Here is a 22,592-nt window from a genome sequence, read left to right on the forward strand (position 1 = left end):
CTATATGCGACATAGGGGTAGTGCATGGGCAAACGATGGGCCATGGATCCGCTTCAAGTCGATCGGCACCTGATTTCAGGCAATATCATATTGATAGAGTACTAGTTCACAAAGAAGCAATTAATTCATATTCACTTCGGTAATAAGAATAATGGTTATCAGGGTTGACGGCCAGTACGCCAGCTTGGGTATCAGATTGTCGCGATAATGAATAAGAGTCAGCCATCTGGCGATACCCACTGAAAAAATGTAGGTATTCACGACTGCAGCTACAAGAAAGACATACATGAGTATATAGAAATATTCCATGTACACGATTCCGGAGCCTGAGAACTGTTCTCTGAGTTGAATGTGTGCGAGCATCACGACAAAAAACAACGCAGAGCAGGCGCCAATAAAACCTGATGTGTTAAAGCCGTGTTTATTGATCAGCTCCGGTTGCTTGCTGACCGTCAACAGGGCGGCAAAAAGCAGCGTGGCGACCAGTACAATCGGCAACAGATAAATAATAAACGCATTCTCGAATTTGCGCTTTACCACAATATTGAAATGCAATTCGGGAAAATTTTTTTGCCCGATATAATTTTCGATGCCAAAATCCGTGTCATAACTGGAATGTTTGTAATCAAAATACGTGCTTTCACGATTCCAGGTACCCAAAACGATATTTCTTTCGATGCCGAAGACACTGCCAGGCGCAGTTGACTGGTAGGCATCAAAATCCGGTACCAGCACGATGTTTTTTGAAAAATCATAATGCCACATTCGTAGCCAGACAGTTTTGTGGTCAAAAGGGTAAAGCCTGTATTCAAAAGGTTGCCGGATTATGGATTCGAAATACCAGCCGATTACTTCTTCGCCGTCGGCGCTCACCCGGTATACTTCCCGAGGTGCAACAGTATCTCCAGAGTTGACTTGTTCCGGTAAAACGAAACCGACTTCGGACTGAGAGGGTTTGATCGCATCATGAACGCCATCCTGATACCGTTGCCAGATATATCCGGACAGCTCGACATCGGATGCATTGGAAAATTTCAGCGATTGAATATAGACACCGGTTTTGATCTTTAGTGTGGGCTGAGAGGCGTAACCATATTCTCCAAGTGCGCGTTCCCAGTTTTTTTGTAAATAAGCACTCGTCATGGATTCATCGACCAGTTCCGTTCGGGCTACTTCGTACGTGTTCATCCTGATCCACTGATAAGATAAAAGCATCAGCAGTGCTACAGAGATCACCGCTGAAATCAGCCACCATTTTTTTTCGTTCATCATCTGGTCATTGGTAAATCATCACAGTAGAATGTTAGCATAATAAAATTGCAATCAATTGGTTACTGCTGTTGTAATGCAAATGACCGAAAAGAATAATTGAACAAATATCACGCTAGAATGCATTAATATGTAGCTGCACAACTTGCATCTATACTTTCAATTTTCAACCATTTTCATGATTCAATGACAGAGACCTTATTATTCAGTATTTATGTTCTCTGCATTTTGGCGCTGTTTGTTTATGGCGTGAATTGTTATTACATGGTGTGGCGGTTCTGGAATACCCGTCCGGACGCCTCCCGGTACACAATTTCGCAGCGTACTGTAAATGTCACTCCGAAGCGGTTGCCACATGTGACCACGCAAATTCCGTTGTATAACGAGGCAAATGTGGCTGAACGTGTTATTCGGGCGGTTGCTGCGATGGATTATCCCGTGTCACGGCATGAAATCCAGATACTCGATGATTCAACCGACGAAACCGCATTGATAGTCGATACGGTGGTGACATCGTTACGCACCTCTGGCGTGGATATACACGTGATCAGGCGTAAAAACCGCCAGGGATACAAAGCCGGAGCACTTCAGGAAGGATTGCAGATTTGCAAAGGCGAACTCATCGCGATTTTTGACAGCGATTTTGTGCCGCCAGAAAATTTCCTGAAGCGTATGGTGCCGCCTCTGCTTGCCGATAGCGGGCTTGCTTTTGTTCAGGCGCGCTGGGGGCATCTTAATGCAGGCCATTCTGTTCTGACGCAGGCCCAGGGCCTCGGTATAGACGGGCATTTCATGATTGAACAAAGCGCACGCGCCTATAGTGGCTTCTTTATGAACTTTAATGGTACAGCTGGGCTATGGCGTAAAGCTGCTATCGAAGACGCGGGTGGCTGGCAGGCGGATACTTTGACCGAGGACATGGATTTATCTTACCGTTGTCAGTTGACCGGCTGGCGTGCTGGTTTTCTTGCCGATGTCGTTGTGCCAGCCGAACTGCCCCAGTCCTATACTGCGTTTAAGAGCCAGCAGTTCCGCTGGGCGAAAGGTTCTATACAAACGGCGATCAAGCTTTACCCGCGGGTATTGCGTTCACAGGCCCATACGATGGCCAAGATTCAGGCGTTTTTGCATTTAACGCATTACAGCATTCACCCGATTATGACGTTTCTGTCCACGCTGACCCTGCCCGTGTTATTAACGCTGGATATGCAGGTTCCCTGGCAATTGATGATTATCTTCATGTTGTGTATTCTGGTAGCGGTCTGCGGACCCAACACGCTGTATCTAACCAGCCAGGTTGCTACCCGGGCAGGTCTAAAAAAACTGCTTTTTTTACCGGCATTGATGTGCGTTGGCGTGGGCATTGCGCTGTCAAATACGCGCGCGGTTTTTGAAGCGATTTTCAACATCAGAAGCGGTTTCGTACGCACGCCAAAAAGTGGTAACAGTGACTCGAACAAATCGGACAGGCGTTTGCGAGCTTACCGTGTAAAAGCCCCAGTATTACCAGTACTCGAAATAATCCTGGGATTGTATTGCGGGCTTAGTCTTGTGATCTATCTTGAAGCAGCGCATTATATGGTCGGGCCGTTTTTGCTGATTTATACATGCGGTTTCTTATGGGTGGGTCTTTGCTCTCTCAGGGAAGGAATTAAGAATGATGCATAAAGCGCAAAACCCGATCTGATCAATATCATTGCATAGACGGCAGAAGCGATGACTCAAATTCGCATGGTTGGCTTCGCTGGTTCGCTGGTACTGGTTGTTTTTGCAGCAATACTGCATTGGACGCCCTGGGCCGTTGCAGACAGGGCGTCGCTGACGATTGTATCCTACGGTTTCCTGTTTACAGGATTTATGGGTGCCTGGCTAAGCTTCCCGGACGGATTTAGCATTAACCGGAAAATTGCAGTAATCATGCTGATATCACTGGTTGCGCGAATGCTGATGGCTGGCGTACCTGAGTCTGATGATGTATACCGCTATTTGTGGGAAGGAAAGATCGTCAGGGCAGGAGAGAGCCCATACCGGTTTGTGGCTGATCACGCGCATTATGCCGTGTACCGTGATGTCTACTGGGAAAAAATGAATCACAGGGACAAGCTGACAGCGTATCCACCGTTGGCGGAGCTGATATTTGCTGCTGTCAGCAGTTTGGCGTATTCGCCATGGGCGTTTAAACTGGTGTTTATCATCGCCGACCTGTGCGTAGTGGCTTTGTTGGTGCTCATGCTCAGGCGATATGCCTTGGATGTGCGAAATGTTTTAATTTATGCGCTGAACCCGTTAACGCTGTTCGCGTTCGCAGGCGAGGCGCATTTTGACGTGCTGATGATACTGGCAATCATGTTATCAGTATTTTGTGCCGAAAGACGCGCCTATGCCGGGGCCTGGCTATTCCTGGGCATGGCTATTCAAATCAAGGTAATTGCCATTGTACTGATACCGTTTTTTCTTTGGCGCTGCAACTGGCGATATTGCTGGCTGCTGCTTGTTCCACTGCTGGTACCTTCATTGTATTTTCTGGGAACACTGCACAATATGCTGCAGGGGTTGTGGGAATTTGGTGGAATGAATGCATTCAACGGCCCGGTGCACAGTGTAATTAATGTTGCGCTGCAAGGCCAAACCGTTTGGTCGATCTTTATTGTAGCGGTCTTATTTGGTTTGATAATGTTAAGCACCATACGTATAAGCAAAAATCCGGTCAAAGCAGCTTATCTGTTAATCTCGGCGCTGGTGTTGCTTTCACCCGTTGTGCATTATTGGTACATTTTGTGGATTATCCCATTTGTTGCGTTGTATCCTGCTTTGTCATGGCTGGTTTTGAGCTTCACCAGTGGCCTGTATTTTGTATCGTTATACAGTGTCCAGCAGGAAGCAGCATGGCACTTGCCGGAGTGGGCCATGTGGTGGATGTGGTTGCCTTTTCTGCTGGTGCTGGTGTATGAGCTGCGGTTTTTTGCAGTGAGCGGGTTGCAACCGGAGACAGACTGGGGAACACCCAAAACGCTGGCGATCATCATACCCGCGCTGAATGAACAAGACCGGATCAAGGCTTGTCTGGCAGCGGTTTGTTCTCTGAATCCCCCAGCTGATGAGGTTATTGTGTGCGATGGCGGTTCGATTGACCTGACTCCGGCGCTTGCCAGGCAAATGGGTGCTAGTGTGGTGAACAGTCCGCCTGGACGAGGGACGCAAATACTGGCAGGCGTCAGGCATTCACATTCGGACGTGGTGCTGGTTTTGCATGCCGATTGTGTGTGTGAAAAGCCGGTTGGTCAGCGAATCCTTGATGTATTGAAATGCAATCCGGATGTTGTTGGCGGAGCAGTCGGGCAGCGATTCACCGGTTCAGGCATATACCTGCTTGTCATTGAAATGCTCAATGATGCACGCGCAAGGCTAGGTGGAGCGAGTTTTGGCGATCAGGGTCAGTTTTTCCGGACAGCAGCCATCAATCGGGCAGGTGGTTATCCGGGTTATCCGCTGATGGAAGATGTGGAACTCAGTCTGCGCATGATGAGGGTCGGTCGTACTGTGTTACTGGATGGAGGAATCCATAATTCAGCACGACAATGGCAACAGGGTAGCATGAAACGTATCTGGTTAATTTTAAAACTCGTAGCCGTCTTTCGTTGGAATCGGTTACTAAGGCGCGATGTGACGCAAAAACTGTATGCCATTTATTACAACCGGAAATAATCCGTACATTGCGTTAACATTACATTCGAATGAACATAGACTGTATAAAAACTAAAGAATAACCATGCATATTCATATCCTTGGAATTTGTGGGACTTTTATGGGTGGCATAGCCGCCATTGCAAAAGAATCCGGCCATACTGTTACCGGGTGCGATCAAAATGTTTACCCACCCATGAGTACCCAGCTGGAGTCTTTGGGAATTGCGCTAATTTCAGGTTTTTCAGCGGATCAGATCCAGCTCAAGCCGGATATATTTGTTATTGGCAATGTCGTTACGCGCGGTAATCCACTGATGGAGGAGATACTGAATCAGAATTTGCCCTATATTTCGGGGCCGCAGTGGCTTTCTGAAAACATTTTAAATACCCGCTGGGTATTGGCGGTAGCGGGCACGCACGGGAAAACGACTACGAGTTCAATGCTGGCGTGGATTCTGGAATATGCCGGTATGCATCCAGGTTTTCTGATAGGCGGTATTCCAGAGAACTTCGGCACGTCCGCACGTATTGGAGCGATACCGTCAGTACCACATTCGACAGTACGCGAGGTATCACCGTTTTTTGTGATTGAGGCAGACGAATACGATACGGCATTTTTTGATAAACGGTCAAAATTCGTTCACTATCGTCCCAAAACTGTTATTTTAAATAATCTGGAATTCGACCATGCCGATATTTTTGATGACCTTGCTGCAATTATTCGCCAGTTTCATCATTTTGTCCGGATTGTGCCAAACCAGGGAATGATTGTTGCAAATGGAAATGACCAAAATCTGGATCAAGTGTTGAAGATGGGTTGCTGGACCCCGGTTGAACGGTTTGGTACTCAGGCAGAGTGGTGTACGGTTATCCATGAAGGGAGCGTTTCAGAGGTATTCTTCAGGAACGAATTACAAGGTATGCTGCAGTGGAATTTGCTGGGACAACATAACCGTGCCAATGCTCTGGCGGCACTTGCTGCCGCACGGCACGCGGGTGTTCCGGCCAGTACGGGCATCGAAGCCTTGAGTCAGTTTAAAAACGTAAAACGCCGTATGGAAAAGCGCGGTATTGCCAATAATATTACTGTATATGATGATTTTGCGCATCATCCGACTGCGATACAGACAACAATCGACGGATTGCGCGATCATATTGGAGATGCACGTATACTCGCAGTACTGGAGCCACGATCAAATACCATGAAAATGGGCGTATGGAGAGAAAAACTGGCCAGCAGTCTTAACGGTGCTGATGTTGTGTTCTGCTATAGCCATGATGCCGACTGGGTGGAACAGGCGTTGGCAAGTATAGGTAAGAAAGTAAGGTGTTTCAAAGACTTACATCAGCTTGTCTTAGAAATTGCCGATTCCGCAGAGAGCGGTGATCATGTTTTAATTATGAGCAATGGTGGTTTTGGTAATATTCATGAGAAATTAATGATGCAGCTCAATCGTGCTAACGCTTGAAGGCAATAGCCAGCTGACCCAAGAGCTGGCGTCAGTCTGCTCGTACCAGTATGACTCCGATGAGTATCAAAATCAGTCCAATGATTTTTTGCATGCTGACTGCTTTTGTATCCATGCCTATTAATCCGAAATGATCAATAAAAATCGAACCAATTAGCTGTCCTGCAATGATGCAGACAATAAATGCAGCCATACCGAGTACAGGCGCAATAATAATGCTGCTTGTGACAAAAACAGCGCCGGCTATGCCGCCGATAACTATCCACCACGGCAGCGTGGTAATTTGGGCTGTATTTTTGCCGCCGTCGTAGAGCAGCCACAGCACCATCATCAGCATACAACTGATAAACAGGGAAATCGTTGCGGCAAACAGCGGACTATCAAGTATTCTTGCCATTGACGCATTGATAGGCGGTTGAAACGATATGAGCACGCCAACAACCAGGGCGACGAGTATATATGCGGTGTTATTCATGACAGGCAATGCATAAATGCTGCAATTGTATGTATAGCTGTATTATTCCGATTTTATTATAAGATTAGTCGTTACCAAATTCGCATAAAGAAAATACCTTGCAGCCCAATTGCTCCAGGCGTTTACGACCACCGGCATCTGGTAAATCTATTACAAAGCAGCACTCAATCACGTCGCCACCCATCTCCCGGATTAATCTGACAGCAGCCTCGGCTGTACCGCCGGTAGCGATCAAATCATCGACAAGCAAAATACGGTCTCCAGGTTGAATGGCGTCGACGTGGATTTCAATACGGTCGCTGCCGTATTCCAGTTGATAGTCACGGCCGACAGTTTGGGCCGGCAGCTTGTTTTGTTTGCGTATCGGAACAAAACCGGTTTCAAGCTGATACGCCACGGGTGCACCAATAATAAATCCCCGCGATTCAATACCGACAACCTTACTGATGTGTTGTGACTGATAGCGTTTTACGATTTCTTGCACAGTTGTGCGTAAACCGACAGGGTCTTTTAACAGTGTGGTAATGTCGCGAAACATAATTCCCGGGTGAGGGTGGTGGGGAATTGTGCGAATACGGGATTTAATTGGCATAAATGTGTCGGAAAACCTGGAAAAGTGAGTAATAAAGAGATTTATGAAGCCTAAGAGGCTTAACCTGCAGACAGCGCATCACTGTCAGAGTGGCCTGCTGGATTCAGAAGAGAGCAGAATCTTGTTTCGATACAAAGAAACCCAAAAGTCATAATCCAACGCTTCTTCTTTGAGAACCGGCATTTTGGTTTGCGTTCGTTATCCGTTATCAATTGTTTTCGGTGGCATTGATACTGGTTTGGTTTATTGCAATGAATCACCGATTATATTTCTTGTGACTTGCAAATAGAAAACGGCTCCAACCTGTCGGAAGGAGCCGTTCGGGCTAAATCATTAAATCAATATACAATAATGCGAGTATATTGCTTAGTGATCCATGGCTGCTTTGGCGTCAAAGCTGTCAGGGGCCTTGACTTGGGTCATCATGTCGTCGTCCCATTCGCCTTCAACATTCATATGTAGGGCAGCTCCCAACAGAACAGCTTCAATCAGATTGTGACTGAGGTATACATACAGACCTGGCTGATGGAATTCATAGGCTGCAGCCACTGCTGAACCGGCTGGAACAAACCATGTTTCCTGGCTGGTCAAGGGTACATCGCTGAATGAACCGCCTACCCAGTACAGGTCGGCGTGACCACCGATCAGATGCGGGTAGGAAGGACGATTTGCCTGAGAATGGATAAACAATACTTTTTCGCCAACTTTAGCTGACAATGCATTGTCGCCTGTAATTGCACCTACAGCGCCGTTAAATACAACGTGTGTAGGGATCAGGCCTTTAGCCAGCTCAAGCATTTCGTGCATGCCGGCAGCTGGAGTTGCGAATTCTTTGAATTTACCTTTGCCATCGTTAGGCAGATAGTAATCCTGTTCACCGATGTAGAATGCACGGTCATAACGGTATGGTTTGCCTTCAGCGTCTTTCAGGCCGTCACGCGGCAATACCATGATTGCGCCATTCATACCGGAGATAACGTGGAATGGAATCATTGTTCCACCCGGTGCGCAGTGATAAACGAAAACGCCAGGTTTGACCGCTTTCCAGCGTAAAACAACTTCTTCACCAGGCTGAATCAAGGTCAGGCCGGCACCACCCAATGCACCAGTCGCAGCGTGAAAATCGACATTATGTGCGAGTGTGCTTTCTTTTGGATTAACCAGTGTCAGTTCAACATAGTCGCCTTCGTGTACAACGATCAGTGGACCAGGAACAGAACCGTTAAACGTGAGTGCCCAGACATTTGCGCCAGGGGCAACTTCCATGAGTACTTCTTTTGTTTCCATGCGGACTTCAACGACTTTTGGTCCACCTTTAGCGACCTGATCGTGCTTGGGAACTGCGGGCGGTGCCACCAGTTCCTGTTTTACACGCGGTAATTTTGAGATGTCGGTTGCGGCTACAGCAGCTTGTGTAGCAGCAAAACACAACAATCCCAGTCCAAAAACAGCTTGAACAGCTTTAATCATATCTCCCTCCATAAATGATAAATTTTGCGTTTGTTATATACGCCTTCTTATCTGTCGATGTATCATTTTCGTAAATGATGAATATCTACAAACCTTATACATAGACACCTGCCCTTTTTTCAAAGTTTCAAAGAGCAAAGGGCGGAACGCAGACTATACACTTTCGCAGTGAGGCTGTCCATGTCTGTACGCTGAATAAAAGTGAAAAAACCCTTAAAAAAGGGCATGTTGGCAGTAGGGTTACTTGTGGCGGCGCAGGATTTCAGTTTGATATCTGCTCCATGATTGCGTACAACACAGTTGGTGCCGTTTTATCCCTGCATGAGACGGATTTCCGCTGCAGCCAGGTTTTCCTGTGTTCCTCTGAGAACCACGACATCGCCGGCTTCAAGCCGGGTTTCATCCGACGGTAGCAAACCTCTGATATTCCGCCTTCTGACTGCGGTTACTTCAACCGATAAATCGGGCAGGCAAAGTTCGCCGAGTGTTTTACTGACGGCAGCAGCGCCGGGTGTGATTGTGATGGTCAGTAATCGGGGCAGCAAACGCTCATGGCCTTCATCACTTTCATCCGTTACGCCGTAATAAAAACCGCGAAAAAGACTATAACGCTGTTCACGTGTCTGACGGATACGCCTCAATATGCGTCCGGTAGATACATCCATGAACATCAATGCATGAGAAGCCAACATTAAGCTGCCTTCGAGGATTTCCGCAACCACTTCGGTGGCGCCAGCCTCTTTCAATAAATCAATGTCTGAGTCGTCGCGCGTCCGTACAACGACAGTAAGCTCAGGTCGCAATATACGGACATGGTTTAAAATCTTGAGTGCAGAAACAGTGTCTGCATAACTGACGACCAGAACTTTTGCGCGGAGTACGCCCGCGGCTATCAATACTTCTTTGCGTGCTGCGTCACCATAGACAACAGCTTCTCCGGCCATTTTTGCTTCATGAATTCGGCGCGGATCCAGATCCAACGCAATAAAGGGAACAGATTCCTGCTCCAGTAGGCGAGACAGATTCTGCCCACTTCTTCCATAGCCGCAAATAATGACGTGATTCTGCTCCGCTATCGTTTGTGCGGCTATGGTAGTGATTTCCATTGCGCGTTGCATCCATTCGGATGTGTAAAACCGCTGTATGACGCGCTCGCTGTATTCGATCATGAAGGGTGCCAGCAGCATTGACAGTACCATGGCCGCCAAAACGGGCTGCAGTATGGCATTATCAATCAGTCCGTGCATCGTGGCCTGTGCCAGCAAAACAAAACCGAACTCGCCGCCCTGTGCCAGGCTCATTCCGGTACGGAGTGCTGTGTTGGGTTGTGTCCCAAATAGCCGTGACAGGCCCGTAATCAGGATTATTTTCAGAATGATCAATCCGGTGAGAATCACGGCCACCCATAGAAAATTATCGATCACCACCTGAATATCCAGCAGCATGCCGATGGTGACAAAAAACAGGCCCAGCAAGATGTCACGGAATGGTTTGATGTCGTCCTCAACCTGATAGCGATATTCGGTTTCAGAGATCAGCATCCCTGCCAGGAAAGCGCCCAGCGCCAATGATAAACCTGCCAGTTCGGTCAGCCAGGCCAGACCGAGCGTAATTAGTAAAACATTTAAAACAAACAGTTCCGAAGATTTCTGCTGCGCCACTACATGAAACCAGGGACGCATGAGGCGTTGACCAAAAAATAAAATGAGCGTCAGTACAGCCAGAGCTTTCAGTGCGGCGGCGGCAAGCACGTTGCCGTATTCAATGGATTCGTTTTCGAATGAGGTCGCCAATGCCGGTATGACGATCAGCAGGGGGATAACCGCCAAGTCCTGAAAAAGCAATACGCCGATTACCTGCCTGCCGTGCAGTGTATTTAACTCCAGCCGTTCAGACAGCATTTTGATGACGATTGCTGTGGAAGACATTGCCAGCGCTCCGCCTATGACGAGACCAACGCGCCAGTCTAAATTAAGTAGCCAGGCGATCGCCATGACGATAACAATGCTGATGACAACCTGTAAAGTGCCAAATCCGAAGACTATGCGCTTCATGGTAACCAGCTTGGGCAGACTGAATTCAAGGCCGATACTGAACATGAGAAAAACAACTCCGAATTCTGCAAGATGACGAGTCTCTTCATTATCGGGTATCCAGCCCAGAGCATGTGGACCGATCAGCACGCCGGATAAAAGATACCCCAGCATCGGAGGCAGCCGCAGCAGTCTGAAAATGACGACTGCAAATACCGCAGTCGATAGTAAAATCAGTATGGGTAAAAGTGAGTCTGTCATGAATGATAACGTATTGATAAATCGTGAGCCGGTAACGAGATTCTGTCGACTTGCACGGCAGTAAGAGTCATCGTTGAACATCAACCACGTGAACCTATCATATCAAAAAAATAATTTTGCGTATGTTTACTGTTTGTCTACTGTTTCCCGGCGTTGTTTTCCGTTGGATAAAGCCGGTTATTACCGAGTGGATTATTCCAATTTGTCCTATGCCTCCAGGCGTTGGGGTACAAGAATAATAATGATCAGACCTGAGATGTGTTAGTTATTTGATATGATCAAATCGTTTAAGAGCAGCGACCGCAGTTGGTCAACGGTTTTTTAGTGATGGACGCGAACCGAATACCGGGAAACAGATTGCTGTATATTCCGTCTGATGGGTCTTGTTTGTGTGAATTTGCAAATACACTTTATATCGAGATGATTTCCGGGTAGCCTATATCGAAAACTGAGATCGCCATGAAACAAAAAATTTTGCTCCATTTGATTTATAGCCTGATGATGTCTGCAGTAATGACAGGTTGCGTATCTGCAACGGTCACTGCAGTCAATCTTGGTTTCTCAAATGAGTATATAGAAGAATGGCTTTATTCATGGAGCATTGCTTTTCCGGTTGGTTTCGGTTTACTGTTGCTGGTTTCGCCATTCTTAAAACGAACTGCCGAATCGATTGTGGGAATCTGGAATTAGATTGTTCAGGGTCTTTTTTCTTGAATAAACTCATACAGGATGTGACAGGACACGCACGCGTGTTTCAATATCGAACAAGTTGTCCTGATTTTTGAAGTTAACGGGGTATAGACTCAACAGTTATTCTGGAGAAATATGAAATTGATTTGCAGGTCAAATACAATAAATTAATGTTTTTCAATTTCCCAGAACAGTTTCTTTTGCCAGCCAGCCCAAACTGCTTGCGTGCAGGCTCTGGATGTACAGTCTGTTTTCAGTCTCGGTAACAGACGTTGTTTCGGGATATGCCCCCGTCGGGTCCTGCAGGTCGTGCAGGATTTTACCGTCCTCAGTAAATGCCATAACATGCCCATAGGTTTCTGGCATGGGCCAAAAAATACGCGGAAAACGCAGCACAATTTTACGCAACAGGGGTTTATCGGCCATAAAATCAATAATTGTATTTCGTGGCTTGGCAAAACCCAACCAGATTCTGTTTTTATCTCCGCGCATCAGATTGTCGGGATATCCCGGCAGATTGTCGAAAAGAATACTTGCTAGCGGCGATTGCTGACTGATGTCGAGATTGTCAGCGCCTACTGCTATTTTCCATACACGATAACGGCCGGTTTCATTGACAAACAGGGTTTGCTCGTCGCTTGACAAGACTATGCCGTTTGCAAAGCTCAATCCTCTGGCGACAATACGCGCTTGATTGAGTTTCGGATTATATTCCAATACGCGTCCGGTAGCCGACTGTTCGACAATATCCAGCATGCTTGCTTCAAACGTGCCACCCCAGTCGGAAGGTGCGAAACGACCTGAGGAGTCTGTGATGTAAATCATGCCATTGCTTGCCACAACCACGCTGTTGGGATATCGGATCGGGTCGTTGTGGATATGATCTGCCAGCATCGTTACGTTTCCATTTGGCGAAATGGACAGAATACCCTGCATTGCGTCGGCAGCAATGAGATTGCCGTCGCTATCGAAATCAAAACCCAGTACGCGGCCACCGGTGTGAGCGAAAATTTCCAGCGTTGTGCCGTCCGGATTCAAACGCAGGATGTTTCCACTTGCGACAGCGATATACAGTTTTCCATCCTCGCCCATTGCGACATGTTCCGGCCCCTCTTCGTCGTTCAGCGAAATCAGCTGCAATTCGGCAAGCCGGTCATTGGATGTATGAGGGCCGGTATAGCCGGGCGCACCTGGTGCGTTCCAGCTTACCGGTTCGATTGGGACAGGCCAGAACAGGAAATAAGCGACCAGTATGATAAGCAGGATGGCAAGAATTTTTTTCATAAGCCCCCAATTGTACAAGAGATGCCGGCAGAAGTGACATATGGTCAAATCATTTAAAGTCACCCGTTACGGGTGGCGTGTACCGGTGAAATGCCATTATCTGTGAATTTTCCCACACGAATCTGGATCGATTCTTCGGTAAGATGAAATTTTTGCATGGAATTGATATGTTGAGTATTCATACAAAATTTCTTATTGTTGATGATATTGCAAATAAGCAGATACAGATTAAGCCTATACTCAAAGATATGGGTTTCCTTAACGTGGATGAAGCGAATGGCGGACAGATTGCGCTACAGAAATTATTATCGGATGATTTTGATTTCATTATTTCGAGCTGGTACATGTCTGCGATGGATGGGTTGACGGTTTTACGAAAAATCCGGGCTGTAGAAAAATTAAACAAAGTGCCAGTGTTGATGGTGGCGGCTGAAATAAAGAAAAAGGATATTCTTGATGCTGTACAGGCGGGTGCTGATGGCATTCTGACTAGACCATTTACCGCTACTGTGTTGTCGGAAAAACTGGGGCTGATAGCCAGAAATCATATAAACCAGGTGTCATGAGACTGAATCTGGCTGGGCATTTATACGCTGCAGTTAAATGTAAATTTTACACGGCGTAGTCAATTTCGTTTTTCCCGGTTGTGCTGTTCTGTGCAGACTGAACTTTGTTTTCAAGCCACCGGTTAAACGGTTCGCTGACTTCCGGGTGATTGCTCGCCATATCCACAACAGCTTTCAAGTAACCGATTTTGCTGCCGCAGTCATAACGCATGCCATCAAAATGATAAGAGAAAACATGTTCCTTTCTGAGTAAACTGGCTATACCATCGGTCAGTTGAATCTCACCGCCTATGCCGGGTGATTGGTTCTTTAATTCTTGGAGAATAGCGGCTGTCAAGATATATCTTCCAACAACAGCCATTGTGCTCGGTGCTTCGCCTGGTTGGGGTTTTTCAACAATGTTATTCAATCTGAGTAATCCTGAACGAACTTCAGATCCGCTGACGATACCGTACAAATTTGTCTGGCTGCGCGTAACATGTTGCACTGCAATAATGCTTTTTTGAAGTTGCTGATGCTGTTCAACCATTTGTGCCATGACCGGTTGCTCTGCAATCATAAAGTCATCAGCCAGAATTACAGCGAAGTCATCATCACCGATGAGCTTTTCAGCGCACAGGATGGCGTGGCCCAATCCCATTGCCTGGTTCTGTCTGACGTACATGCAATGCATGTCATCAGGGGTGACGTTCCGAACGGATTCAAGCAGCTGCTGCTTTTGTGAATACTCCAGTACTGACTCCAATTCGTAAGCTGTATCAAAATGATCTTCAATAGCCCGTTTTGTACGACCGGTGACAAAAATCATTTGCCGAATCCCCGCGGCATACGCTTCTTCCACAGCATATTGAATCAGTGGCTTATCAACAACAGGGAGCATTTCTTTGGGCGAAGCCTTGGTTGCCGGAAGAAATCGTGTACCCAGACCTGCTATTGGAAACACGGCTTTTGTGATCGTTTTGGAAGGTTTATTACGCATTGGCCTGGCTCCTGGAGACTATCAACTAGTGCTCTTTCAATATGATATTGCCGGATTCAGTGCGCTTGTCAGTGTTCATGGCAAGGCTTGTCTTGCAGGAAATAGTCATTCTATTACCAAAAGACACAACACAGTCCATTGGCGCTGACAAGCGCACCCACCGTGCGTTACCGTGGTGTCCTGCAGCCGCGTTACAGTACTTGAAAAGGGAATAACCCTTTCCCGTGTACTGTGCCTTGCTGCATAACACCACGATAACGCTGTACCTGACAATATCATATTGAAAGAGCACTAGCTTGGTTTGATATCGTTTGTATTGATTTAGATGTCTGGATAAATGGTTTCCAAATCCTGATTTTTAAAAGCCATCAATACAGCACTATGCAAGTCTATTTGCTTCCATGTTATCAATCCGAAAACTGGCGTACATTGATAACTATGACGAATCGGATTTTACATGGTTGTGGCGTTTTCCGAAATGTGACAAATTGCCGCACGTGCAGTCTGTTTACTAATGCTAAACTTATTGATAATGCTATCGCTATACATTGTAATCAGCCAGTGACTCGTGTCGTTATAATTTCTACAGCGCAGTTTGGTTATCATATTGATACATACTATTACTGCAAATATCTGAAGGACAGATGTCGTGTAACCTATATCGGATGGGATCTGGGTTTTTCTCCAATCGATATGGACGGTATACAAGTCATTTCTGTCAGTCGGCAGGGTGGTCCCGTCCGTCTCATCCGTTTTCTGAATACTTTCTGGCATCAAACAAAAAATAATAATGACATTGTATTTATTAAATATTTCAAATTTGTGTCATGGATTTTGAGATTGCTGCGTCCTGACAATCCAATGGTTCTTGATATTCGAACGGGTTCAGTGGAAAAAAACAGACTGGTACGTGAATTTTACGATGCTGTTCTGAAAATTGAAGCTTTGTTTTTTGATAACATCACGGTCATTTCCAGCGGGCTGTCCAAAAAGCTGGGGCTGGAAAAATCAGCTAAAATTCTGCCACTGGGTGCTGAAACGATTTCATCGACTGAAAAAGTCTTTAATGACATCAGATTATTGTATGTCGGTACTTTATACAACAGAAATCTAGAGAATGTTATCTACGGATTACAGGAATATCTTGCGCAGACCGGAGCGATTGGGAAAATTATAGTAACAATTGTTGGCGATGGTTCACCTGGCCAGCTTGGTCAACTGATTACCGAAACAGAGCGTTGCGGGATCAGCGGTATTGTTGTATTCGCAGGCAGGGTGCCGCATGATCAGTTGCAACCATTATTTGATACGCACAATATTGGCTTGTCCTATATTCCGCTGACACCGTATTTTGATGAACAGCCGCCTACCAAAACATACGAATACCTAATGTCGGGTATGCCGGTTATCGGAACCAGAACGGCTGCAAATCAACTGATTATCAATTCTGAAAATGGTGTGCTTATCGGAGATTCACCTCATGATGTATGTGCAGGTATCCAAATCATGATACAAAAGATGAATCAATTTTCTTCTGAAAAAATCAGAATATCGGTACAGAATTATCAATGGCATAGAATCGTGGATCATCTTTTTACCTACCTGTGCGGCATCAGGTGATAAATTGAAAAATACACTACTGTCACTGAATACCTATAATTACAGGCGTGGCGGGTCTGATGCGGTTTTTTTTGACCACCAGAAACTGTTTCAGGAGCTTGACTGGAATACGGTGGCCTTTACCATGCGTCACCCGAAAAACGAAGTATCTGAATGGGAACAATATTTTGTCGATGAATTAGAATTCGGTAATGATTACAGTCTATTACAAAAGATAGTTATGGCTGGAAAAGTGATCTATTCGTGGGAAGCCAGTGCTAACCTTAAAAAACTCATTCAGCGTATTCGTCCGGATATTGCGCATGCACATTGTATTTATCATCACCTGTCGCCATCGGTCTTAGCCGTCCTCAGCGAGGCAGGTATTCCAACAGTCATGACTGCACATGATTTGAAGCTTGCCTGTCCAGCATATAAAATGCTCAATAAAGCAGGTGTTTGTGAGCGCTGTAAACATGGAAATTTATGGCATGTCGTGAAGAATCGTTGTATTCACGACTCATTGTCGGCGAGTATGCTGGTTAGTGTCGAGTCAAGTGTACATAAATTGTTTGGATTATATAAAAAAAATCTTGACAAGATTATTACACCCAGCCAGTTTTATCGGAATAAATTAATTGAATGGGGCTGGCGTCCGGACAAACTTGTTTACATTCCAAATTTTATTCACTATCAATCTTACGTGCCGCAATACAAGGCAGGGGAATATTTCTTGTATTTCGGCCGGCTTGCGCCCGAGAAGGGCGTGGATACGCTTATTAAAGCTGCTTTAATGACCGGTGTTAAACTGAAGCTGGCGGGAACGGGTCCATACGAGAAAAAATTGCACCGACTTGTTCCGGAAGGCTGCAATACGATCGAGTTTCTTGGATATCGCAGCGGGGATACATTGAAGTCGTTGATACAGCATGCCCGCGCTGTCGTGCTGCCGTCCCAATGGTACGAGAATGCGCCGATCAGTATACTTGAGTCATATGCCTGTGGAAAACCTGTAATTGGTTCACGTATAGGTGGCATTCCAGAAATGCTCAAGCCGGGTGAAACAGGTTTCCTGTTTGAAACGGGTAACGTTACGGCGTTAAGTGAACTGCTGCAAGATATTCAGTCAATGCCGGAAACACGATTAGAAGAAATGGGGCGTGCTGCTCACAATTTTGCTACGTCTGCATTCACGGTCGACCGTTACCTTGAGAATATGTGCAGCTTGTATCAGTCGCTTGGTGTGAGGCTTCTGAATTGATGTGTCATTAATGTGTCATTGAAGTATTATCGGGATGTCGTTTCTTGATTCTCCGTTGCGGATTCGTTCTTGCCGCTTTCGGCCAAAGCCAGTTGCCACTTCCAGGCCGTTTTCATCATATCGAGCAGATTATACTGAGGTGTCCACTTAAGTAGTTGAACCGCTTTTGTAGCATCGGCCCAGATTTGTTCGACATCTCCTGTTCTTCGGGCACCTATAACATAGGGTAAAACCATTCCACTGGCTTGCTCAAAAGTCTTTATGACTTCTAGCACACTATGTCCCTTGCCGGTACCCAGGTTAAAAATCTCATAATCCTGGTTCATCCTGAAGGCGTAGTCCAGGGATTTGACATGCGCCCTGGCCAGGTCTACTACATGAATATAGTCCCGTATGTTGGTGCCATCAGCTGTATTATAATCATTGCCAAATACAGTCAGTTTTTCCCTGATTCCTGCAGCGGTCTGGGTGATAAACGGAACCAGATTGTCCGGCACCCCGAGTGGCAGTTCACCGATGCTTGCGGACGGATGCGCGCCCACAGGATTGAAATAACGTAAAATGACTCCCTTGAAGCCGCTGTATCTGCAAAGGTCTTTCAGAATCTGCTCGCATACCAGTTTGGTCGTTCCATAGGGAGAAATGGCCTCGGTTACCGGATGGGTCTCACTGATCGGCGAATGACCGGTATCACCGTATACGGTGCAACTGGAAGAGAATACGAGGGTCCTGACATGAAATTGATGCATGATTCTTTGTAAGCTGATCATGCCGTCGATGTTATTCCGGTAGTATTTGAAAGGATTCTGAACAGATTCGCCAACGGCTTTATGTGCGGCAAAATGAATGACACCGTCAATCACTTCCTTCTTAAATAGGGCAGAAAGTGATAAATCATCATTAATATCGGCGATATACAGTTTGACTGGCTGGCCGGTGATGGAAGTAATTCGTTCTGTAACTTCCCGAATGGAATTTGACAGATTGTCAACTACAATCACATTGTAGTTGCTTTCCTGCAGTTCGACGACGGTGTGACTGCCAATATAGCCCAATCCGCCGGTTACTAAAATGGTCTTTTTCATGCTGCTTTAAATTCGAGTGATCTGTAGCAGGATTATATGTTGAAATAATCGTCGGATATTTGAAGAAAAAGAATGCATGATCATGCTGTTTTGTTGATATGGGGAAGTCTTTGCAGTCGGGCGCAGTGTATCAGTGCGTATTATTATTTAACTGTATCGCAATCAGCGTATTTGAGTGATAATACTTTACCGGTTCAAAGCGGTGAAACTGTCTCCTGATAATGATTGATGGAGATGTGCATCAGCCAGATCAACATTGAGACTGACCACGGTATGCAAATCGCTGCATACGATGTATGGTGAAGCGGGCAAGGTACAAAATTTGATTTACACAATTACGGGTTATTGATATTGCAAGATATTCTAACATTCCTTACAGTATTGCAGACAGGGTATTTGCTAATACACTGTAAACACCAAAGAACGGGAATGTGTTTGAAAACCGGTTTGAATTTCACGGTTGTGTTAAAACTATTAAAATAACAATGGAGTGTTAAATATGACAAAGATATGGATTCTTTCCGCAAATAGCGGTAACGCCAAACTTTTTTCAGCAGACTCACCCATTGGGCCTTTAACTGAAATTGAGACTTTTGATAACCCGGCTGCCCGGACAAAGCAGTCTGACCTGACTACTGACCGTCCGGGACGTAGTTTTGACAGCCATGGCGAAGGACGGCATGCGATGGAAGTTGATGTCAGTCCACATGAACAGGAACAGATCCGTTTTGCAAAATTCCTTGCCGATCGTCTTGAGCAGGGGCGTTTAACGAAAAAATTCGATCGGTTTGTCATAGTTGCGGCACCTGCGTTCCTAGGGTTGTTGCGAGCCAATCTCAGCGCGGCCTTAACCACACTGATGTCTTTGGAAATAGATAAGGATTATACTGCGATGAAAATCGACGAGTTACGTACTCGTCTGCCTGAGCGCCTTTGATTGCTTCCAGGCAGGATAAAAGGAGAACACATGCAGATTCAAATTAATACCGATCGTAACATTGAAGGCCGAGAAGTATTGTCAAATCATGTTAAAGCCATGGTTGAGCATGGATTGGACCGATTTAGTGAACAGCTTACCCGCGTTGAAGTGCACATTAGCGATGAAAACAGTGAAAAGCGGGGAGACAATGATAAGCGTTGCGTGATAGAAGCTCGCATCGAAAACCGGCAACCCGTTGCAGTAACCCATCAGGATGCAGACCTGGACGCAGCCGTGCGCGGCGCCGTCGACAAGCTTAAAAATATGATGAGTAGCATGCTTGGGAGACAGAAAAACAAATAATCGTACGCACCTGCAAACGTGGCGGAATGCCTAATGAATTAACGATAAATGTCAGGGTGAATCCCTTTTTTCAATACGCTGATTGCTTCTTCCCGGCTGTTGACGATTTGTTTGTGCGGGCAAAACAGATTTTTTGATAATTCACGTTGTGCGTAAAACTGTCTGACAAAATCAAGTGACTGCCATTCCGATAATCTGGGTTCCACCCAGGTATGGTCGTCTCTACCAATGGCATACAGTTTTCTTTCATTGGTAATGCAGCGAATACCCTCATAGCTGATATTCATGGCACCTGCTGAGGAACGAGTAACCAGTGTATAGCGAATCACTCCATCCCGGCCGATAGTGATTGAACTAGGATCTATGGCATGACTGTAATCAGTCGTCGGTCCTGCATCAAATTCAATCAGATTTCTCAAATCTGGGTAGGCTGGAAGCTGGGTAAGCTGCTCCATCCATGTTTTCTCACCATCGAATTCGTCCTTGAATTCTTTTTTTGCAGCGCAGGAAACCAGTAGCAATAAAACAATTGTCAGAACAGTCCATGTTGCCGGTTGCCCAGGATCGCTCATTACTGGTCTATAAGGTCGTTGGTCAGCGAAGTACGGATTTGCTCGTCCACGGTTTCTATAACCGCCCGGTATGCCGGATGATCAACACCTATGGATAGATTGCCGTGTTGATGCAGTGCACGGATCATGTCATGTGACAGTTCAAATCTGAGAAAATGTACGGATGATGTTTTCTCAGTATTTTCGCGGTCAAGATCTTCGTCTGCTATTGCGTAAACTGGTGGATAATCATCAATTTTTACCCAGACTTTGTCCTCTATTCCGACCATTTTCGCAAGTTGGGCTGCCCGTTCGGCAGGATCCGGGTACTCTATCATCATGGTTGCCTTCCAGTTAGTACCGTCCGGTATTAACGGGAGATAGGTGTCAAGTTCATGAGTGATTTCGTTTTCCTGAAAAATACGTTCAACGAGCAACATTTCCTGTATTTGATAACGGATGGTAATATCGTCTTCAAATATCAGGGTAATATGACTGCCAAGCGGGACTTTTCGCGCTTTTTTGTGCGTCATGACTTCGCTGCGTTTCTGACTTCGCACTTTGGCGTAATCTTCCAGTGTTAACAAACTGTCACGGGTAATTTTGTTCATTTCCTCTAGTCGGTCGTTGAGTTGACTGGTTGATTGGATAAATCGGATTGCTGGGTGTCTTCAGGATAGCCTTCATAGGCTATACGGAGTAGAGAAAGCGGGTGAAGGTTTTTTGCTGAATTTTCGGGTCCCATGCCCTGTTCGATGTGTCGCGCGGCAATCGGACAGTCCGAACTGATATAATCGGGTCGATTGGCGGCCATTTGGCGAAAAACTGGGCGTCCAATTTTCATCGAATCAGTAAAGTGCTCGCTTTTGATGCCCCAGGTTCCGTCGTGGCCGGAGCAACGTTCAACAACATTGACTTCGGTGTCCGGAATCAGTTGTAAAACATCGCGTGTTTTTTTGCCGATGTTTTGTACACGCTGGTGGCAGGGTATATGGTACGCTACTTTACCCAGTGGTGTTTTAAAGTCTGTTTTCAGCAGTTCATCCTGATTTCTTAACACAAAATATTCGAACGGATCAAACATGGCGGCAGCGACGGTCTGAACGGCCTCGTCATCCGGAAATAACAGCGGCAATTCCTGCTTGTACATTAGGATACAGGACGGTATTGCAGATAGAATGGCGTATCCATCCTCGGCTAGTTTCAGCAATTGCGGGATATTTTCATTTTTCAGTGTTTCCACCGTCTCCAGATCACCTAATTCCAGTTTTGGCATGCCGCAACACGATTCTTTTGACACCAGTCTCGTCGGAATTTCGTTATGTTCCAGTATTTTCAGCAAATCATGCCCAATACCGGGCTCATTGTAATTTACGTAACAGGTGGCGTAGATGGCTACTTTGCCATGTGTTCGTTTACCGTCTTTGACCGTAAAGTGATCATCGGTTCGAGCATTTGAGCGGAATTTTTTGGCGGTATATTCAGGTAAAACGCGGTCGGCATGTATTCCCAGAGTGGAGTCCATTAATTTGCGCACTGCTGATGATTTATTCAGCGTATTGATACCCTGAGCAATTCCCGGTGTCGCAGCAATTTTTCCGACCTGGTCTGTGTTTGATAACAATCGGTCACGGAAGCCGGCGCCTTTGTTTTTGAATTGAACGGCCTTGCTGCGAAGCATTAAATGCGGAAAATCCACATTCCATTCATGTGGCGGTACATAGGGACATTTTGTCATGAAACACATGTCGCACAAGAAACAGCGGTCGACAACTTCCCAGTATTTACTTTTTTCTACGCCATCTAGTTCACCGGTAGTGCCTTCGTCAATCAAATCGAATAAACGCGGAAATGCAGTACACAGATTGACACACCGCCGACACCCATGACAGATGTCAAAGATGCGATCCATTTCATTCTGAAGAGTCTCTTCATTGTAGAACTCAATTTTTTTCCAATCAATCGGATAGCGTGTGGGTGCTTCCAGACTGCCTTCACGAGTAGCCATAGTGTAATCGATATAATAAACAGATTGTATTG

General features: G+C 45.9%; 20 protein-coding genes. 9 read left to right on the plus strand and 11 right to left on the minus strand.

Features of this window, described 5'->3' with window-relative positions; all coding sequences use genetic code 11:
* Positions 1-120 precede the first annotated feature (120 nt).
* Complete coding sequence (locus BMY62_RS02115) at positions 121-1,269, minus strand: hypothetical protein (RefSeq protein WP_218142918.1); 1,149 nt, start codon at positions 1,267-1,269, stop codon at positions 121-123.
* A 186-nt stretch (positions 1,270-1,455) separates the two neighbouring features.
* On the opposite strand from BMY62_RS02115, the gene BMY62_RS02120 reads away from it, so the two are divergent.
* From BMY62_RS02120 to mpl, 3 genes are all read left to right on the plus strand, one after another.
* On the plus strand, positions 1,456-2,937 hold the full coding sequence (locus BMY62_RS02120; RefSeq protein ID WP_090655902.1) for a glycosyltransferase: 1,482 nt from the start codon (positions 1,456-1,458) through the stop codon (positions 2,935-2,937).
* 48 nt (positions 2,938-2,985) lie between these two features.
* Complete coding sequence (locus tag BMY62_RS02125) at positions 2,986-4,974, plus strand: glycosyltransferase (protein ID WP_090655905.1); 1,989 nt, start codon at positions 2,986-2,988, stop codon at positions 4,972-4,974.
* A gap of 64 nt (positions 4,975-5,038) precedes the next feature.
* Positions 5,039-6,424, plus strand: a complete 1,386-nt coding sequence (mpl, locus tag BMY62_RS02130) for a UDP-N-acetylmuramate:L-alanyl-gamma-D-glutamyl-meso-diaminopimelate ligase (RefSeq protein WP_090655907.1) — start codon at positions 5,039-5,041, stop codon at positions 6,422-6,424.
* 31 nt (positions 6,425-6,455) lie between these two features.
* On the opposite strand, the gene BMY62_RS02135 is transcribed toward mpl, so the two are convergent.
* The 4 genes from BMY62_RS02135 to BMY62_RS02150 form a co-directional block, all read right to left on the minus strand.
* Positions 6,456-6,899, minus strand: a complete 444-nt coding sequence (locus BMY62_RS02135) for a DMT family transporter (RefSeq protein WP_090655911.1) — start codon at positions 6,897-6,899, stop codon at positions 6,456-6,458.
* Between the two features lie 64 nt (positions 6,900-6,963).
* Positions 6,964-7,491 carry an adenine phosphoribosyltransferase gene (locus tag BMY62_RS02140; protein ID WP_090655914.1) on the minus strand — a complete coding sequence of 176 codons (528 nt, stop codon included), beginning with the start codon at positions 7,489-7,491 and terminating at the stop codon, positions 6,964-6,966.
* 366 nt (positions 7,492-7,857) lie between these two features.
* Complete coding sequence (nirK, locus tag BMY62_RS02145) at positions 7,858-8,961, minus strand: copper-containing nitrite reductase (protein WP_090655917.1); 1,104 nt, start codon at positions 8,959-8,961, stop codon at positions 7,858-7,860.
* A gap of 311 nt (positions 8,962-9,272) precedes the next feature.
* On the minus strand, positions 9,273-11,255 hold the full coding sequence (locus tag BMY62_RS02150; RefSeq protein WP_090655920.1) for a monovalent cation:proton antiporter family protein: 1,983 nt from the start codon (positions 11,253-11,255) through the stop codon (positions 9,273-9,275).
* 459 nt (positions 11,256-11,714) lie between these two features.
* Between BMY62_RS02150 and BMY62_RS02155 the strand changes: the two genes are divergently transcribed.
* Entirely contained in the window at positions 11,715-11,945 is a 231-nt protein-coding gene (locus BMY62_RS02155; protein ID WP_090655923.1) for a DUF2798 domain-containing protein, read from the plus strand.
* Between the two features lie 177 nt (positions 11,946-12,122).
* On the opposite strand, the gene BMY62_RS02160 is transcribed toward BMY62_RS02155, so the two are convergent.
* Positions 12,123-13,229, minus strand: a complete 1,107-nt coding sequence (locus BMY62_RS02160) for an SMP-30/gluconolactonase/LRE family protein (protein WP_090655926.1) — start codon at positions 13,227-13,229, stop codon at positions 12,123-12,125.
* A 143-nt stretch (positions 13,230-13,372) separates the two neighbouring features.
* Here BMY62_RS02160 and BMY62_RS02165 point away from each other — a divergent pair, with 143 nt between their 5' ends.
* Positions 13,373-13,795 carry a response regulator gene (locus BMY62_RS02165; RefSeq protein ID WP_256207393.1) on the plus strand — a complete coding sequence of 141 codons (423 nt, stop codon included), beginning with the start codon at positions 13,373-13,375 and terminating at the stop codon, positions 13,793-13,795.
* 46 nt (positions 13,796-13,841) lie between these two features.
* Here the strand turns inward: BMY62_RS02165 and galU are convergent, their stop codons facing one another.
* Complete coding sequence (galU, locus tag BMY62_RS02170; RefSeq protein WP_090655929.1) at positions 13,842-14,774, minus strand: UTP--glucose-1-phosphate uridylyltransferase GalU; 933 nt, start codon at positions 14,772-14,774, stop codon at positions 13,842-13,844.
* A gap of 693 nt (positions 14,775-15,467) precedes the next feature.
* Here galU and BMY62_RS02175 point away from each other — a divergent pair.
* A complete protein-coding gene (locus tag BMY62_RS02175) occupies positions 15,468-16,394 on the plus strand; it encodes a glycosyltransferase (protein ID WP_218142919.1) in 927 nt (308 codons plus the stop codon).
* Positions 16,395-16,398: 4 nt separating this feature from the next.
* The gene (locus tag BMY62_RS02180) at positions 16,399-17,634 is read left to right on the plus strand and encodes a glycosyltransferase family 4 protein (RefSeq protein WP_090655934.1); all 1,236 of its coding nucleotides are present in this window, start codon (positions 16,399-16,401) and stop codon (positions 17,632-17,634) included.
* Positions 17,635-17,660: 26 nt separating this feature from the next.
* Here the strand turns inward: BMY62_RS02180 and galE are convergent, their stop codons facing one another.
* Complete coding sequence (gene galE, locus BMY62_RS02185) at positions 17,661-18,719, minus strand: UDP-glucose 4-epimerase GalE (protein WP_090655937.1); 1,059 nt, start codon at positions 18,717-18,719, stop codon at positions 17,661-17,663.
* A 499-nt stretch (positions 18,720-19,218) separates the two neighbouring features.
* Here galE and BMY62_RS02190 point away from each other — a divergent pair, with 499 nt between their 5' ends.
* Together BMY62_RS02190 and BMY62_RS02195 are read left to right on the plus strand one after the other, a co-directional pair.
* The gene (locus BMY62_RS02190) at positions 19,219-19,656 is read left to right on the plus strand and encodes a host attachment protein (RefSeq protein ID WP_090655940.1); all 438 of its coding nucleotides are present in this window, start codon (positions 19,219-19,221) and stop codon (positions 19,654-19,656) included.
* Positions 19,657-19,686: 30 nt separating this feature from the next.
* On the plus strand, positions 19,687-20,001 hold the full coding sequence (locus BMY62_RS02195) for an HPF/RaiA family ribosome-associated protein (RefSeq protein WP_090655943.1): 315 nt from the start codon (positions 19,687-19,689) through the stop codon (positions 19,999-20,001).
* A gap of 38 nt (positions 20,002-20,039) precedes the next feature.
* On the opposite strand, the gene BMY62_RS02200 is transcribed toward BMY62_RS02195, so the two are convergent.
* Genes BMY62_RS02200 through BMY62_RS02210 form a run of 3 tightly spaced genes read right to left on the minus strand, consistent with a single transcriptional unit; the run spans position 20,040 to position 22,560 of the window.
* A complete protein-coding gene (locus tag BMY62_RS02200; RefSeq protein ID WP_090655946.1) occupies positions 20,040-20,573 on the minus strand; it encodes a CNP1-like family protein in 534 nt (177 codons plus the stop codon).
* Positions 20,573-21,163: a DUF3501 family protein gene (locus BMY62_RS02205; RefSeq protein WP_090655949.1), complete on the minus strand. Its 591-nt coding sequence runs from the start codon at positions 21,161-21,163 to the stop codon at positions 20,573-20,575. The genes BMY62_RS02200 and BMY62_RS02205 overlap by 1 nt, the downstream gene beginning before the upstream one ends.
* A 5-nt stretch (positions 21,164-21,168) precedes the next feature.
* A complete protein-coding gene (locus BMY62_RS02210; protein ID WP_090655952.1) occupies positions 21,169-22,560 on the minus strand; it encodes a heterodisulfide reductase-related iron-sulfur binding cluster in 1,392 nt (463 codons plus the stop codon).
* Between the last annotated feature and the right edge of the window lie 32 nt (positions 22,561-22,592).

This window comes from Nitrosomonas marina (assembly GCF_900111605.1).
GTDB lineage: Bacteria > Pseudomonadota > Gammaproteobacteria > Burkholderiales > Nitrosomonadaceae > Nitrosomonas > Nitrosomonas marina_A.

Bases quoted from the DNA above. Each gene is read 5' to 3' on its own strand.
- BMY62_RS02115 (WP_218142918.1), bottom strand. From the start codon at position 1,269: ATGAACGAAAAAAAATGGTGGCTGATTTCAGCGGTGATCTCTGTAGCA.
- BMY62_RS02120 (WP_090655902.1), top strand. From the start codon at position 1,456: ATGACAGAGACCTTATTATTCAGTATTTATGTTCTCTGCATTTTGGCG.
- BMY62_RS02125 (WP_090655905.1), top strand. From the start codon at position 2,986: ATGACTCAAATTCGCATGGTTGGCTTCGCTGGTTCGCTGGTACTGGTT.
- mpl (WP_090655907.1), top strand. From the start codon at position 5,039: ATGCATATTCATATCCTTGGAATTTGTGGGACTTTTATGGGTGGCATA.
- BMY62_RS02135 (WP_090655911.1), bottom strand. From the start codon at position 6,899: ATGAATAACACCGCATATATACTCGTCGCCCTGGTTGTTGGCGTGCTC.
- BMY62_RS02140 (WP_090655914.1), bottom strand. From the start codon at position 7,491: ATGCCAATTAAATCCCGTATTCGCACAATTCCCCACCACCCTCACCCG.
- nirK (WP_090655917.1), bottom strand. From the start codon at position 8,961: ATGATTAAAGCTGTTCAAGCTGTTTTTGGACTGGGATTGTTGTGTTTT.
- BMY62_RS02150 (WP_090655920.1), bottom strand. From the start codon at position 11,255: ATGACAGACTCACTTTTACCCATACTGATTTTACTATCGACTGCGGTA.
- BMY62_RS02155 (WP_090655923.1), top strand. From the start codon at position 11,715: ATGAAACAAAAAATTTTGCTCCATTTGATTTATAGCCTGATGATGTCT.
- BMY62_RS02160 (WP_090655926.1), bottom strand. From the start codon at position 13,229: ATGAAAAAAATTCTTGCCATCCTGCTTATCATACTGGTCGCTTATTTC.
- BMY62_RS02165 (WP_256207393.1), top strand. From the start codon at position 13,373: ATGAAATTTTTGCATGGAATTGATATGTTGAGTATTCATACAAAATTT.
- galU (WP_090655929.1), bottom strand. From the start codon at position 14,774: ATGCGTAATAAACCTTCCAAAACGATCACAAAAGCCGTGTTTCCAATA.
- BMY62_RS02175 (WP_218142919.1), top strand. From the start codon at position 15,468: ATGGACGGTATACAAGTCATTTCTGTCAGTCGGCAGGGTGGTCCCGTC.
- galE (WP_090655937.1), bottom strand. From the start codon at position 18,719: ATGAAAAAGACCATTTTAGTAACCGGCGGATTGGGCTATATTGGCAGT.
- BMY62_RS02190 (WP_090655940.1), top strand. From the start codon at position 19,219: ATGACAAAGATATGGATTCTTTCCGCAAATAGCGGTAACGCCAAACTT.
- BMY62_RS02195 (WP_090655943.1), top strand. From the start codon at position 19,687: ATGCAGATTCAAATTAATACCGATCGTAACATTGAAGGCCGAGAAGTA.
- BMY62_RS02200 (WP_090655946.1), bottom strand. From the start codon at position 20,573: ATGAGCGATCCTGGGCAACCGGCAACATGGACTGTTCTGACAATTGTT.
- BMY62_RS02205 (WP_090655949.1), bottom strand. From the start codon at position 21,163: ATGAACAAAATTACCCGTGACAGTTTGTTAACACTGGAAGATTACGCC.
- BMY62_RS02210 (WP_090655952.1), bottom strand. From the start codon at position 22,560: ATGGCTACTCGTGAAGGCAGTCTGGAAGCACCCACACGCTATCCGATT.